The organism is Streptomyces piniterrae, from assembly GCF_005048155.1.
Lineage (GTDB): Bacteria > Actinomycetota > Actinomycetes > Streptomycetales > Streptomycetaceae > Streptomyces > Streptomyces piniterrae.
Genome location: NZ_SUMB01000018.1, coordinates 85,698 through 100,293, shown reverse-complemented (window position 1 = coordinate 100,293; position 14,596 = coordinate 85,698). Strand labels below are relative to the sequence as shown.

General features: G+C 72.1%; 14 protein-coding genes. 6 read left to right on the top strand and 8 right to left on the bottom strand.

What is annotated here, in order from left to right; translation table 11 throughout:
* The first annotated feature begins 152 nt into the window (after positions 1-152).
* Positions 153-344 (top strand): DUF1059 domain-containing protein, encoded by a 192-nt coding sequence (locus FCH28_RS36080; RefSeq protein WP_136744638.1) that lies wholly within the window; start codon positions 153-155, stop codon positions 342-344.
* Between the two features lie 93 nt (positions 345-437).
* Here FCH28_RS36080 and FCH28_RS36075 read toward each other — a convergent pair whose 3' ends face one another.
* Positions 438-659 carry a hypothetical protein gene (locus FCH28_RS36075; protein WP_136744637.1) on the bottom strand — a complete coding sequence of 74 codons (222 nt, stop codon included), beginning with the start codon at positions 657-659 and terminating at the stop codon, positions 438-440.
* Between the two features lie 101 nt (positions 660-760).
* Here FCH28_RS36075 and argC point away from each other — a divergent pair, with 101 nt between their 5' ends.
* The 5 genes from argC (at position 761) to FCH28_RS36050 (ending at position 5,791) form a co-directional block, all read left to right on the top strand.
* The gene (argC, locus tag FCH28_RS36070) at positions 761-1,789 is read left to right on the top strand and encodes an N-acetyl-gamma-glutamyl-phosphate reductase (RefSeq protein ID WP_136744636.1); all 1,029 of its coding nucleotides are present in this window, start codon (positions 761-763) and stop codon (positions 1,787-1,789) included.
* Positions 1,786-2,985: a bifunctional glutamate N-acetyltransferase/amino-acid acetyltransferase ArgJ gene (gene argJ, locus FCH28_RS36065; protein ID WP_136744635.1), complete on the top strand. Its 1,200-nt coding sequence runs from the start codon at positions 1,786-1,788 to the stop codon at positions 2,983-2,985. The genes argC and argJ overlap by 4 nt, the downstream gene beginning before the upstream one ends.
* A gap of 73 nt (positions 2,986-3,058) precedes the next feature.
* Positions 3,059-4,000, top strand: coding sequence for an acetylglutamate kinase (gene argB, locus FCH28_RS36060; protein ID WP_136744634.1), 942 nt, complete (start codon positions 3,059-3,061; stop codon positions 3,998-4,000).
* Entirely contained in the window at positions 3,997-5,241 is a 1,245-nt protein-coding gene (locus tag FCH28_RS36055) for an acetylornithine transaminase (protein WP_136744633.1), read from the top strand. Before argB ends, FCH28_RS36055 begins: the two co-directional genes overlap by 4 nt.
* Before the next feature lie 7 nt (positions 5,242-5,248).
* A complete protein-coding gene (locus FCH28_RS36050) occupies positions 5,249-5,791 on the top strand; it encodes an arginine repressor (protein ID WP_136744632.1) in 543 nt (180 codons plus the stop codon).
* A gap of 66 nt (positions 5,792-5,857) precedes the next feature.
* On the opposite strand, the gene FCH28_RS36045 is transcribed toward FCH28_RS36050, so the two are convergent.
* From FCH28_RS36045 to FCH28_RS36015, 7 genes are all read right to left on the bottom strand, one after another.
* Positions 5,858-6,556 carry a vWA domain-containing protein gene (locus tag FCH28_RS36045; protein WP_136744631.1) on the bottom strand — a complete coding sequence of 233 codons (699 nt, stop codon included), beginning with the start codon at positions 6,554-6,556 and terminating at the stop codon, positions 5,858-5,860.
* An 81-nt stretch (positions 6,557-6,637) separates the two neighbouring features.
* Positions 6,638-8,017 carry a hypothetical protein gene (locus FCH28_RS38430; RefSeq protein WP_169314341.1) on the bottom strand — a complete coding sequence of 460 codons (1,380 nt, stop codon included), beginning with the start codon at positions 8,015-8,017 and terminating at the stop codon, positions 6,638-6,640.
* Positions 8,014-9,426 (bottom strand): protein phosphatase 2C domain-containing protein, encoded by a 1,413-nt coding sequence (locus FCH28_RS36035; RefSeq protein WP_136744630.1) that lies wholly within the window; start codon positions 9,424-9,426, stop codon positions 8,014-8,016. The genes FCH28_RS38430 and FCH28_RS36035 overlap by 4 nt, the downstream gene beginning before the upstream one ends.
* A complete protein-coding gene (locus FCH28_RS36030) occupies positions 9,423-10,622 on the bottom strand; it encodes a hypothetical protein (protein WP_136744629.1) in 1,200 nt (399 codons plus the stop codon). The genes FCH28_RS36035 and FCH28_RS36030 overlap by 4 nt, the downstream gene beginning before the upstream one ends.
* Positions 10,619-12,811, bottom strand: a complete 2,193-nt coding sequence (locus tag FCH28_RS36025; RefSeq protein WP_136744628.1) for a hypothetical protein — start codon at positions 12,809-12,811, stop codon at positions 10,619-10,621. Before FCH28_RS36025 ends, FCH28_RS36030 begins: the two co-directional genes overlap by 4 nt.
* Positions 12,808-13,689, bottom strand: a complete 882-nt coding sequence (locus FCH28_RS36020; RefSeq protein ID WP_136744627.1) for a hypothetical protein — start codon at positions 13,687-13,689, stop codon at positions 12,808-12,810. Before FCH28_RS36020 ends, FCH28_RS36025 begins: the two co-directional genes overlap by 4 nt.
* Before the next feature lie 143 nt (positions 13,690-13,832).
* The gene (locus tag FCH28_RS36015; RefSeq protein WP_187364006.1) at positions 13,833-14,543 is read right to left on the bottom strand and encodes a Crp/Fnr family transcriptional regulator; all 711 of its coding nucleotides are present in this window, start codon (positions 14,541-14,543) and stop codon (positions 13,833-13,835) included.
* Positions 14,544-14,596: the final 53 nt, after the last annotated feature.

Sequence of the window (14,596 nt, the reverse complement as noted above, 5' to 3'; positions counted from 1 at the left end):
AGCCTGAGCGTGGTCGCCGCCGTGCAGGATTTCCCCGCATGCGACGTATCCGACGCACCTGGCGCGCTCGACGTACTCCACGCGCTCGACGTATTAGACGCCCGGCGCGACCCGTCCGACACTTGAAGTACCCGGACGCGAGGAGGTCCGTCATGCGCAAGATGATCGACTGCCGGGACTACCCGAGCGAGATGAATTGCAGCCTCGTCATCGCGGGTGAGGAAGAGGAACTGATCCGCGCCGCCATGGAGCACGCCGTTTCCGTGCACGGGCACACGGCGGGCCCGGAGCTGCGGGAGCAGATCAAGAGCGCGATGAAGGACGAGGTCCCGCAGCACGCGTGAGCCGCGCGCCAGCGGACGCGGGGCCCGCAGCCGCGGTGGGGGCGGCGGGTGCGGACCCCGGAAGTCCGTGCGCGGTCTGTGGAGACCGGTGCTCTAGAGGCTGGTCATCTTGCTGTACGGGGTCGTGATCCGCTGCTGCATGGAACCGAAGTCGACGACGACCGCGATCCCTTCCTCGACGGCGGTGACCCGGCCGAGTCCGTACACGTCGTGGGAGACCCGGCTTCCTACGGTGAAGTGCTTGTGCGGTGGCGCGGCCGGACTCTTGAAGGGGCTGGTGGGCAGATGGCGTCTGGAAACCGCTCGCTTTGTCATTGGCGCCAGTATGCGCCCATGCGGCCGGTCGGCGGTCCAACCTTGAGCGTTGCATAAAACTGCCGTATTCCGTATAGTCATGCCATCGAGGAGGAGGGTCCATGACGGTACGAGCAGCAGTGGCCGGTGCGAGCGGGTACGCGGGGGGTGAAGTGCTGCGTCTGCTCCTGGGGCATCCGGAGGTGGAGATCGGCGCGCTGACCGGGCACTCCAATGCCGGACAGCGCCTGGGCGCACTGCAGCCGCATCTGCTCCCGCTGGCCGACCGGGAGCTCCAGCCCACCTCGGCCGAGGTCCTGGCCGGGCATGACGTCGTCTTTCTCGCGCTGCCGCACGGACAGTCCGCGGCCGTCGCCGAAGAGCTCGGCCCCGATGTGCTCGTGGTCGACTGCGGCGCCGACTTCCGGCTCCAGGACGCCGCGGACTGGGAGGCGTTCTACGGCTCGGCCCACGCGGGCACCTGGCCCTACGGCCTCCCGGAGCTGCCCGGCGCCCGTGCCGCGCTGCACGGGTCCCGGCGTATCGCCGTCCCCGGCTGCTACCCGACCGCCGTCTCGCTCGCGCTCTTCCCCGCGTACGCGGCGGGCCTGGCCGAGCCCGAGGCCGTGATCGTCGCGGCCACCGGCACCTCCGGCGCGGGCAAGGCGCTCAAGCCGCATCTGCTGGGCTCCGAGGTCATGGGCTCGATGAGCCCGTACGGCGTCGGCGGCGGGCACCGGCACACCCCCGAGATGATCCAGAACCTGAGCGCGGTGGCCGGCGAGCGGGTGACGGTCTCCTTCACGCCGACCCTCGCGCCCATGTCGCGCGGCATCCTCGCCACATGCAGCGCGAAGGCGAAGCCGGGCACGACCGCGGCGGACGTCCGCGCCGCGTACGAGAAGGCGCTGGCCGACGAACCGTTTGCGCACCTCCTGCCCGAGGGGCAGTGGCCCGCGACCGCCGCCGTCTACGGATCGAACGCCGCGCAGATCCAGGTGGCGTACGACGAGGCGGCCGGCCGCGTCATCGCGATCAGCGCCATCGACAACCTCACCAAAGGCACCGCCGGCGGCGCGGTGCAGAGCATGAACATCGCCCTCGGTCTCGATGAGGCGACCGGACTTTCCACGACAGGAGTCGCGCCGTGAGTGTGACGGCAGCAAAGGGATTCACGGCGGCGGGTATCGCCGCCGGGATCAAGGCCCCTCTTGCCAATGGGAGCGGCGGCAACCCGGACCTGGCCCTCGTGGTCAACAACGGGCCTCGTCTGGCCGCCGCCGGTGTCTTCACCTCCAACCGCGTCAAGGCCGCACCGGTCGTCTGGTCCGAGCAGGTCCTCAAGGGCGGCCGGGTCTCCGCGGTGATCCTCAACTCCGGTGGCGCCAACGCCTGTACGGGACCGCTCGGCTTCCAGGACACCCACGCCACCGCGGAGAAGGTCGCCGAGGTGCTCGACGGTCACAGCGCCGGCGAGGTCGCGGTCGCCTCCACCGGGCTGATCGGCCTCCGGCTCCCGATGGACAAGCTGCTGCCGGGAGTTGAGCAGGCGGCCGCCGAACTCACCGACCACGGCGGCGAGAAGGCCGCCATCGCCATCAAGACCACCGACAGCGTGCACAAGACGGCGCAGGTCACCGTTGGGGGCACCGCCCGGCCGGAGGCTGGGGGAGCCTGGACCGTCGGCGGGATGGCCAAGGGCGCCGGCATGCTCGCACCGGGCCTGGCCACCATGCTGGTGGTGCTCACCACCGACGCGGATCTGCCGTCCGCCGACCTCGACACGGCGCTGCGGGCCGCTACCCGTACCACCTTCGACCGGGTCGACTCGGACGGCTGCATGTCCACCAACGACACCGTGCTGCTGCTCGCCTCCGGTGCCTCCGGCGTCGTACCGGAGAAGGACGCCTTCGCCGAGGCCGTCCGCACGGTCTGCGACGATCTCGCCCGGCAGCTGATCGGCGACGCCGAGGGCGCCAGCAAGGACATCCGCATCGAGGTGATCAACGCCGCGAGCGAGGACGACGCCGTCGAGGTCGGCCGTTCCATCGCCCGGAACAACCTCCTCAAGTGCGCCATCCACGGCGAGGACCCCAACTGGGGCCGGGTGCTGTCCGCGATCGGCACCACCTCCGCGGTCTTCGAGCCCGACCAGCTCAATGTCGCCATCAACGACGTCTGGGTCTGCAAGAACGGCTCCGTGGGGGAGGACCGCGACCTGGTCGACATGCGCTACCGGGAGGTGCGGATCACCGCCGACCTCGCCGCCGGCACCGAGTCCGCGGTCATCTGGGCCAACGACCTCACCGCCGACTACGTCCACGAGAACAGCGCGTACTCCTCATGAGTGAGCAACGCGAGCGAATCATTCAAAGGTGCGCGCTGTGCTCACAGCCCGCCGAGCGAAGCGAGGCCGGCGCATGAGCACTACGCGAAAGCACACCGCGCTGCCCAAGGCCCGCACCCTCATCGAGGCGCTGCCCTGGCTGACCCGCCATCACGGCAAGACCGTCGTCATCAAGTTCGGCGGCAACGCCATGGTCGACGAGGGGCTCAAGCGCGCCTTCGCCCAGGACGTGGTCTTCCTGCGGCACGCCGGACTGCGCCCGGTCGTCGTGCACGGCGGCGGCCCGCAGATCAGCGCCCAGCTGGATCTGCTCGGCCTGGAGTCGGAGTTCAAGGGCGGCCTGCGGGTCACCACGCCCGAGGCGATGAACGTCGTACGGATGGTGCTGGCAGGGCAGGTGCAGCGGGAGCTCGTCGGACTGCTCAACGAGCACGGCCCGCTCGCCGTCGGCATGACCGGCGAGGACGCCCATCTGATGACCGCGACCAAGCACTACGCCCAGATAGACGGCGAGCGGGTGGACATCGGCCGGGTCGGCGAGATCACCGCGATCGACCCCGGCGCGGTCCAGGCGCTGCTGGACGACGGCCGGATCCCGGTCATCTCCTCCATCGCCCGCAGCAGCGACGAGGAAGACCTGGAGGCCGGTGCGTCCGGCGCATCGGGCGTCTTCAACGTCAACGCCGACACGGCCGCCGCCGCGCTGGCCGCCGCGCTCGGTGCCGAGACGCTGATGGTGCTCACCGACGTCGAGGGCCTCTACGAGGACTGGCCCAACAGCGACGAGGTGATCTCCCGCCTCACCGCCAGCCAACTGGAGAGGCTGCTGCCCGACCTGGCCAGCGGCATGGTCCCCAAGATGCAGGGCTGTCTGCACGCCGTACGCAACGGCGTGCACACCGCCCGGGTGATCGACGGGCGGGTCCAGCACTCGATCCTGCTGGAGATCTTCACCGACGAGGGAATCGGCACGATGGTCGTGCCCGACACGAACACGATCGAGGGGGCGACATGAGCGAGCGCAGCAAGGGGATCGAGCATCACGGACCGGCGGACAACGCGGGCCTCACCCGGCGCTGGCAGGGCGCCATGATGAACAACTTCGGCACCCCCCGCATCCCGCTCGTACGCGGCGAGGGCACCAAGGTCTGGGACGCCGACGGCAAGGAGTACCTGGACTTCCTCGGCGGCATCGCGGTCAACTCGCTCGGCCACGCGCACCCCGCGATCGTCCGCGCCGTCTCCGACCAGGTCGCCACCCTCGGTCATGTCTCCAACTTCTTCGTCGCCGAGCCCACCGTGGCCCTGGCCGAGCGGCTGCTCGCGCTGGCCGGGCGTCACGGGCGGGTCTACTTCTCCAACTCCGGTGCCGAGGCCAACGAGGCCGCCTTCAAGATCGGCCGGCTGACCGGGCGCACCCACATGGTCGCCACGGCCGGCGGCTTCCACGGCCGCACCATGGGCGCCCTCGCCCTCACCGGACAGCCCGCCAAACAAGCACCCTTCGCCCCGCTGCCCGGCGACGTCGACCACGTCCCCTACGGTGACGCCGAAGCCCTCCGCGCGGCCGTCACCACCGACACCGCCCTCGTCATCCTGGAGCCCGTCCAGGGGGAGAACGGCGTCGTCGTGCCGCCGCCCGGCTATCTCCAGGCGGCCCGTGAGATCACCGCCGCCACCGGCACGCTGCTCGTCCTGGACGAGATCCAGACCGGCATCGGCCGGACCGGGCACTGGCTGGAGTCCCTGGCGCAGGGCGTCGAGGCCGACATCATCACCCTCGCCAAGGGCCTCGGCGGCGGCCTGCCCATCGGCGCCACCCTCGCCTTCGGCCCGGCCGCCGACCTCCTCACCCCCGGTGCGCACGGCTCGACGTTCAGCGGCAACCCGGTCGTCTGCGCCGGCGCCCTCGCCGTCCTCGACACCATCGAGGCGGACGGCATCCTCGACCACGTCAAGCAGGTCGGCGAGCGGCTGCGCGCCGGGATCGAGGCACTGGGACACCCGTTGGTCGGCCAGGTCCGCGGTGCCGGGCTGCTCCTGGGTATCGTCTTGACCGAGCCCCTCGCGCCGAAGGTGCAGCAGGCGGCTCAGGACGCGGGTCTCCTGGTGAACGCGGTCGCGCCGGATGTCATCCGGCTCGCCCCGCCGCTGATCGTCTCGGACGACGAGGCGGACACGTTCCTCCGGAGGCTCCCCGCCGTCCTCCACTCGGCCCTCGAAGGGGCCCACGGGGAACAGAGATCCGGAGACTGACGAGACGATGACCGAGGCGCAGGACAACGAGTCGGTGAACGGCGGCCAGGCCGTGCCGCAGACGCGCACCGCACGCCACCGCCGGATCGTGGACATCCTCAACCGGAAGCCGGTCCGCTCCCAGAGCCAGCTCGCGAAGCTGCTCGCCGACGACGGGCTGTCCGTCACCCAGGCGACGCTGTCCCGGGACCTGGACGAGCTGGGCGCGGTGAAGATCCGCAATGTCGGCGGCGAGCTGATCTACGCGGTGCCCAGCGAGGGCGGCGACCGCAAGCCGCGCGCGCCGCTGGGCGAGTCGGCCAAGGAGGAGCGGATGCGCCGTCTCTCCGGCGAACTCCTCATCTCCGCCGAGGCGTCCGCCAACCTCGTTGTCCTGCGCACCCCGCCCGGCGCCGCCCAGTTCCTCGCCTCGGCCATCGACCAGGCCGAGCTGCACGACATCCTCGGCACCATCGCGGGCGATGACACGTTGATGCTGATCAGCCGCGATCCGTCGGGCGGTCAGGCGCTGGCCGATCATCTGCTGCGGCTGGCGCAGAAGCCGCACTGAGGCACTGACGCGCGCGGCGGCGCATCGGCTCCGCCGCGCGCCACCGCCGCGACAGCCGGCGGCCGGTCAGAACTCGACATCGTCCAGCGGCACCGACCGATATCCCTTGACGGCCTGCGGAATCTCCAGCCGCCGCGACTTGGCCGATGCCACCAGGGAGTTGAGCATGCTGGTCAGGGCGCCCGTGAGGGCCGCCGCCGTGGCTTCCTCCGAGGCGTCCTCCGCCAAGTAGGCGGCGGCGGTGGAGATGCGCTTGAGCACCGCCTCGCTGGCCTGACCGAAACCGTAGGTGATGAACTGCGGCCGGGGCTTCCACGACGGATCCCGCAGCTCCTGATAGTCGGTCAGCCAGGCGTCGTCCGGCTCGTCGGTGGGGATTCCGTCGGTCAGCAGGAAGACGACGGGCCGCACCACCTGCGCGCCGGCGTCCCGCAGCATGAGCAGATCGGACTCGATCCGCTCGCGCAGCAGATCGAACATCGGCCCGAAGTTGGTGAGTCCGCTGCACGAGACGCTCGGCAGGCTCTCCAGGTCCTCGATGTCCGTCATGGGCGTCACCAGATGCGGCATCGTGCTGAACGAGAGCACGGACAGGTGGACGAACTCGGACACCTGCGGGCTGACGTAGAGCGTGTCGTAGATGCTGAGCAGGGTCTTGTTGAGCAGCGCCTCGTACGGCTCCATGGAGCCCGAGGTGTCGAGGACCAGGTAGGCCGGAAGCGCCTTGCGCTTGAAGGCGGTTCCGGGGCTGGGGTTCTCGGTCAAGGTTTCTCCTTCTTCAGAGCCGTTGCCTGACGGGTCCTTCTTCGGGCCTCTTCTTCGAGGCCGGGTCGTCGGGCCATGTCCTCAGACCCATCCGAGCAGGTGGTGCGCGATGAGATAGGCCGCTACCAGGCCCGCGGCCACCGGGGCGGCCACCCGGCGAAGGCGCCACCGGCGGGCGGGGGCGCGGGGCCGGGTGACGGACACCGGGGGCCAGTCCGGCGGGGGAGCGGGGGCCGGCCTCGGCCTCGCCCTGGGATCGGGGCGGGGCGGGGCGGTCTCCCGCGGTTGGTCGCCGATGGGCTCCTGGGGGCGGGCACCGGCGGCCGGCGGCGTCCCGGACGAGCGCCTGGCCCTGCCGCGCAGCGGCACCCACCCCGTGACGTTCGCCGCCCCCGGGGGAGCGCTCGCGGCGCCGCCGCCGTCGTCCCGTTCGCCGCCCCGCGGCTCCTCCACCCCCGGCGCGTCCTCCCGCGGCTCGTCCACCCGGCCCCCGCCCCGGGAGGCCCGCCCCCGCACCCGTACTTCGCCGGTGACGTTGGACCCGTCCGCCGCCCGCCGCCGCTGCGGGACATGGCACACCTCGAAGGCGGTGAGCAGTTCACCCAGCCCGGGGCGGTCGGTGGGGTCGGTGGCGGTCAGCATCCGGTGCAGCTCCGTGCCGAAGCCCGATTCCCGCACCGAGGGATCCAGCCGGCCGTAGGCCGCATGCGGATCGTCCCGGTGCCCGGTCAGGCAGCGGACGGCCAGCAGCGCGACCTTGTAGCGGTCGCTGTACGCCGTGAGCGGGCGGCTGTTGTCCTGGAACAGCGGGTCCTCGCCGCCGGGCGACTCGATCCACTCCCGCCGGTGGATGCCGCAGGTGTCCATGTCGATGACGAACACCTCGCCGGTGTCCTGGTCCCAGAAGGCGTTGCTGTACGACCAGTCGGCGTAGACGACGTGGTGGCGCTCGAACAGCGCCCCGATACGCAGCAGTTCCCACCCGGCCCGGGTCCTGGTCGCCGCGTCGGGCGCCCGCAGACCGCGTTTGGCGATGCTCTCGTTCGTCGCTATCAGCCAGTCGAGGGGCAGCGGTTCGGGTCCGGACGAGTCGCCGCTGAACCGCTTCCGTATCGTCGCGAAGAACTTCCCCGGCGCCCTGGCCATCACCACCCCGACGGTCCGGCCGGCGTCGACGATCCGCGCCACCGGCCACGCGGTCTGCCGGTCGAGCAGCGCCACGTCCGTCTCCGGCATACCGCTCGGAAGCGCGATCAGCGCCTCCAGCCGGTCCTCCTCGGGGGCGGTGAGCGGCTGCCGGTAGAGCTTGGCGAGCCAGCCGGGGCGTCCGTCGATCTCGTACACCTTCCGGGACTCGCCCTTGGCCTCGGCCAAGGTCGCTCCCTCGGGCACCTCGGGCAGCCTGACGACGGTGCCGGAGGTCCAGCCGGTCCAGGTGTTCACCGCGCTCTGTGTGGTCACCTCGCTCTTTCCTCCTTTCCGCACCAGACCGCGACCGCCGTCCGGTCGTCCTGCAGCTGTGTCTGCTGGAAGCCGACGTCCAGCAGGAACGCGCCCACCGGGGGCGGCTGCCGCCACCGCCCGGCGAACCACGCGCCGGCCTCCGGGACCTGATCCAGGGCGTCCGCGACGCCGTCCGTCAGCACCGCCAGGACGTCGTCCGGGGTGAGCAGTGCGCGCCGGCAGGCGAACCGCTCCACCTCGAACGGCAGGAAGTTCTCCACCGCACCGTTGACCAGCCCCGTTTCGGAGCTGCCCTTGCCATCCCCGATGAGCCGCTGCCAGGTCCCGTCGTGCAACCGCCAGGCACTGGCGTCGCCCATGGACGCCAGCCAGACCTCGCGGACGCCGGAGAGCTCCGCCTGCACCGGCACCACGGCGGCCACCGCGACCGCCCGCATGTCATCGGGATCCCAGTGCCGCGACTCGGCCGTGCGGTACATCCGCGCCGCCGCGGCCAGGAAGATCTCCCGCGGGTCGATCTCCGCGGGCCGCGCCGCGCCGTCCAGCGCCTCCCGCAGCGCCGCTGCCATGGCGGTGACCGCGGCGCTCGCCCCCACATCGGCATGCCTGCTGTCGGACATGCCGTCGGCCACCACGACGATCAGATACCGGCCGTGCCGGTCCTGGGCGAGCCGGTAGGCGTCCTGCCGGGCGGTGCCCTGCGCGCGGTGTCCAGGACCGACGACCGAGGCGGCACGGATGTGCAGCTCGCCGAGGAGCGCCTGGTCCGCGACGACACCGTGTGTGGCCGTGTCGCTCGGCAGCAGCCAGGGCGCGCCGGCGGCCCGTGAGGGGGTGTGCAGGACGGGGAAACAGCCGTCGGAGCCGCCGTCGGGCTCGGCGGGCGGGGCGGCCGGGGTGGCCGGCGGGTCTACGGGCGGCCCGGGGACACTCACCGCCATGACAGCCTCGTCCTCGCCGGCAGGTCCTTCCGACGTCCCCGAAGGGCCGGGGCGCGGCGGAACGACGGCCGTTGCCTCCGCCGCCCCGTCGACCACGGACTCCCGAACGGAACCGCCAGTGGACTCGCGAACGGCGTCCTGAGCGGAGTCCCGATTCGAGTCCCCAGTCGAATCCCGTGCGGACTCGTGCTCACCATCGGCCCGGCCCTCCGCCACCGCCTGCGACCCCGACTCGGCCGACTCGGCCGCGGCCTCGGCCGGCGCGTCCTTCCTGCCCAGCAGCTTGTTGACGCGCAGCCAGGCCAGCCCCGTCACCCCCACGGCGGCGGCCGCCGCCACCGGCAGGAACCTGCCGCCCGACACCATGCTTCCTCCCCAGAGCAGTAGGGCCGCGATCGCCGCGGCGGTGGCCGCCAGCCGGCTCGCCGCCCGCGCCCGGCCGCCGTGCGGTGCCCGGTGGCTCACGCCCGGCCTCGGCCGTGCGGGTGCCGCCGCTTGCCGACCGGCGTCGCGCCGGTGACATTCGACGAGGACGGAGCGCCGGACGGCTTCGGGCCGGGTGCCGGTGCGGTGTTCCCGTCCGCCGCCGCCTCGTTGTCGGCGGGCCCGCCGTCGTCCGCCGGCGAACGGCCGTGATCGGACTCGGGCTCCGGCGACCGACCGGCCGGCCCGCCCGCTCCCCGTCCCGGACGCGGCCGCGGCGGTGCGTCCGACGGCGGCGGAACGACGGACCCCGGGATCGTCGGTGCCTGCGCGCCCTGCCCGGGGCCGATCCCCGGGGCGATCCCGGAGCCGCCCGCGAACAGCGGTTCCGTGTGATGGATCGAGGAGTAGAACTCCTGCGCCTCGGCCGGCTGGATGAGCTTCGCGTCGACGAGATCCCTGAGCAGCCGCGACTTCTGCTCGACGGTGATGTCGTGGCGCGCCGTGATGTCCGCCATGATCTCCCGCAGACGGCTCGGATCCTGCGCGATCAGATAGGTGATCAGGCCGCCCTCGCTGCGCGCCGCGTTCAGGATGGCGCGCTCCCGCTCCGCGAGCAGCTCCGCTTCGCTCTGCTGCTCGGCGCGCTTCTTCTGCGACTCGCCCGCGACGAGCTCGATGCCCCACTTCTGCTTCTTCAGCTCCCGCAGATGCTCGGCGGCGTCCTGGTCGAGATAGAGCCTGATGACGAGGCTGAGCACGGTCAGACCCGTGGACAGCTGATGCTCCCGGCCGCCGAACGTGGACCGCAGGAAGCCCTCCGCCGCCGCGCACTCCTCCAGCGCGAAGGAGCCGGTGTGCGGCCACAGCAGATCGCGTACGCCCACGCGGACGATGCCCTGGCCCGAACCGACGGTGCCGATGTTCCCCTTCACCACCGCCGAGGGATCGGTCACCTTCCACCGGGCCTCCAGCGCGGCCTGGAAACTGAAACCGCCGGTGCCGCTGGGCAACGCCTCCGTCCACTCGACGGCATGCTCGCTGGTGTCCACGTCGTAGCGGTAGCGGAACTTCCGGGCCGCGAACGCGCCCGGCCGGCCCGGCAGGTGCACCGGGTCCCCGTCCTCGGCGGAGAAGACCAGGGCCTGGTGGGGGAGCACGGCCGGGCCGCGGTTGCCCATGCTCACCGGGTGCGGCCCGGTGATCAGAAGGTCGTTGACGTTGTTCTGGGCGTTCACCGTGAAATGCTCCTTCTGTCAAGGCACGCCAGTACCTCGCGGGCGGTGAGCGGCGCTCCTCGCCCCGTGCCGGCCTGGGTCCAGGCCGCGGCCTGGTGACGGATGATCCGTTCGGTGCGCGGAGTGGAGACACCGGCGGCGAGCAGACGGGCCAGCGCCCGGCGTCCCCGGTTGTCGGGTTCGACCAGCCGGGCCCAGTTGGCCAGGATTTGCTGGGCCGATTCGAAGACCTCGGCGGAGTTGAGCACCGCCTCCCACAGCACGGCGATCTCCCGCTGCCGCACGGGATCGCTCGCCGCGGCCCGCAGCAGCTCCGGCCACAGCTGAACGGCGCTCCCGTGCTCGTCGGCGAACCCCGGACCCAGCAGGTCGTTCGCCGCGTACAGGAAGGAGAGCTGGCCCACGAAACGCCGGTTGGGCCCGTAATTCCCGGACACCACCCACTGGTCGACGAGGTCGAGCGCCTCGCGCTGGTACCGCCCGTCCTCCAGCGCCAGGTACTCCGTCACGCTGGTGCACACGGCGTCGACCACGTCGAGTTCCTCGGCCCCGGCCAGGGCATGCAGCAGCGCCCACGCCTGCTCGGCGCCCTCCTTCTCGAAGAGGATGCGCCAGGACCGCGCGGCGACGGCCCGCAGCCGGGACTCCGCGCCGGCTCCGCTCCAGGCGGTGACGAGGTTGCGCACCGCCTCGGTGTGCACCGCGTCCTCCGCGGCGACATACAGCGCGGTGGCCGCGGCATGCCACAGCCGCGGCTCCCGGTCCATCGCCCACGGCATCAGCACCTGCGCCCGGATCGCCTCGAAGGCGCGCTGTGCCAGCACCCCGGCCGCGACGGCGGCCCGTACGCCCACCGTCGGCAACTGGTGCGCCGCGCACCGCCGCAGCCACACCGGCAGCACTTCCCGCAGGGCGTCGTACTCCGCCCACACCACCTCCAGCACCCGCAGCGCCGTATCGGGATCCTGGAAACGCACCACCCGGCCGCGGGCCCCGCCATGGCGGGTCGCCACCTCGGAGTCGATGAGCGTCGCGTGGATCGCCTTGAGCCGCTGACTGCCGCTGGAGGTGAAGGGCTGGTTGCGCGGCCGGTCCGGGTGTTCCGCGGTCTCGGGCGGCTGCAACAGCTCACGCAGCCGCTCGGCAAGGGAGGCGACCGTCTCGTACGCCTCCCCGCCGAAGACCGCGGTGCTCACCGCCAGGCACTGCGTGGCGAGGTCCGGCAGTTCCTCCAGCCACGGGACGATGGACCGGGCGTCGCAGAGGTCCAGTCGCTCCAGCCGCTCGGCGACCCGCCGGGCGAGGTCCTCGTCAGGGCCGGTGAGCTCCGCGAGCAGCCGGCCGGCCTCCGCCGCCCGGCTCAGCGCCGGGGCCTGGGCCATGCCCTCGATCAGATCCGCGACCTCGGGACGGCCGAGGAGCCGGCGGGCCCGCGCCGCCTGCCCCGGCCCCGACCGCCACAGCAGATGCGTACGGACCACTTCGCAGGCATCCGGCCGCACCGTCACCTCGGTGACCATGCGCTCCAGGTCCGCGTCCGGCAACCGCACCTTCGACGACATCGTCAGGACCAGCCGCCCGTCCCGCTTGCGGAGCGCCGCGTCGAGACTGCGCAGGTCGAACGGGGTGAGGCGGTCGGCGGCCGACTGCGTGAGGTTCTCCAGCACAAAGCCCGCTCCGGTCGGCACCGTCTGCGCGTCGAACCGCTTGAGGTCGGCCGTCGGATCCAGCCGGTACAGACGCCGGCAACTTGATTCGACGAGTACCGCCCGCGCCATGGCGTACTTGCCGATGCCCTCCGCGCCGCGCAGCAGGACGACGCGGGATCCGGCCGCCACCGTGTGCGCCAGCGCCGCGTGGTCCGGCGCCCTGACGTACGTCTGCGTGGTCTCGTCGAGCTCCTCGGACGGCATCTCGGCCACCCGGACGGAGTCGTCGCCACCCGCGGAGAAGACGTACTGACTGCCCCCGAAGACCTGCTGGGCCCGCACCTTCAGCCCGGCCAGCGCCTCGCGCTCGGCGTCCAGTCGCTCACCGGTGTCGCCCGGGGGGCCGGACAGCGCGTGCCGCAGCTCCTTCATGCCGAAGACGTCCGGCTCATCGGCCGTGGACGGCTCTCCGCCCGGGGGCTCGGGCTCCGGCCGGCCGCCGGCCCCCTCCCCGTCCTGGTTGTCCGAGGGGGCCATCATCGGTTCCCCTCGGTGTTCCGCGACTCGGGGACGCCGCCGAAGTTCAGCGAGCCGTGCACGATCTGGTCGCCGCCGAAGACCTGCTGCGCATGGACGTCCGCTCCGGCGAACGACCCGCCGCCACCGGAGCCCTCGCGCACCGGCGCCGCACCGGGTGGGTCCCCCGCAGCGGGCGTGTCCCCCGCACCGGGCGTGTCCCCCGAGCCGTCCGCACCGCCGTCCGCGCTCCATCCCTCGATGCCCGGCGGCGTGCCGTATCCCGGAACCCGGATCCAGACCCTGGCGCCCTGGATCTCCTTGGCGTCGAACCGGACCGCCCGGTACGCGCCGGAATCGGCCTCCGGATACTCGTGCCGGATGACTCCGCGGTACCACTCGTCGGACACGGCCAGCGCCAGACCCGACCGCTGCCCGGCGCCCAGCGCCTCCCGCAGCGGCTGGAGATCGACGATCCGGCAGGCCGTGTTGAGGTCCTCGCCCACCCAGCCGCGCCCGTCCCAGGCGACCTCCCCGAAGTGCAGGGCGACCCGCAGCCGAAGGGCCCCGTCGGCGTTGCTGGTACGGGCGTGCGCCCGCAGCCCCGCCTGGAGCAGATCGATGAAGCGCCCCGTGAGGTCGATCTTCGGCACGGAGCCCGGCAGCAGCCAGAACACACCGTCGCCCCGGTCGGACGGGCGCGGTTCCGCCCGGTGGTCGATGCCCGCCTCGTCGAGTGCCCCCTCCAGCAGTTCGTACAGCCGCTCCCGCAGCCATGCCTGCACCGGGTTGGGACGACTGCCGAACTTCTCTATGTCGACCACGAGAATCGCGTAGTGCTGCGTTTTGACGGCTCTGACTGCTGTGACCGCTGTGGCTGCTTTGACTGGTCTGGCTCTCATCGCATCTCCGCCTAGTCCCCATTCGGCGCCCGGAACCGCACCGCCCCCTCGGCGCGGCCCGGACGCCTCCCGTCATGGATAAGCCCGCCGGCCGCCGCGAACAGCGTCAGATGACGCACAGCGCCGAGCGCGTTCCGCCCTCGTCAGCCGCTGGCCCAGCGGGCGAGGGTGCGCAGATCGAGGACGAGGGTGCGTCCCCGTGAAGTGGTCACCAGGCCGTGGTCCTGGAGCCGGCGCAGCGTCCGTACCACCGACTCCCGGGAGGTGCCGGCGGCTCCCGCGAGCTCCTGCTGGTTCACCGACAGCGCGCGGCTGCCGGGCTGCCCTGGTGGTGCGGTGCCGTGCCGCAGCGCGAGCCCGAGCAGCACCCGGGCGACCCGCACCCCGGCGGGCAGCGCGCCCTGGTCCGCCCGCAGACCGTCGGAGTCCCGCAGCCGGGCGGTGATGCTGCGGATGACGGAGAGGGCGAGCGGGCCGTGCTCCTCCAGCAGGGCCAGGAAACGTTCGGAGGTGACGACGGTGCCCCGGACGGTCTGCATGGCGGTGACCGTCGCCGAGCGGGTGCGGCCGTCGAGGCAGGCCATCTCGCCGATGAGTTCGCCCGGTCCGCGGATGGCCAGAAGGCTGGTGTAGCCGTTGTCGGAATCCGCCGTGATCTTGACCAGGCCCTCCTCGATCAGCGCCACGCTGTCGGGCGGATCGCCTTCGAGGAAGAGGACGACGCCCTGCTGCCAGGTCCTCGTCCTCCCCGCGGCGCGGATCAGCCGCGTCTCGTCCGGCGAGAACGGTCGTAACGGCCGTAATGGCTCGGGCGGTATGTCCGCCTCAGGAACACCGACAGCATCACGTGCCACATGCCCTCCTGCGGCCTGTTGCCTCGTCAACAAGTCTAGAACCAAAGGGAGTT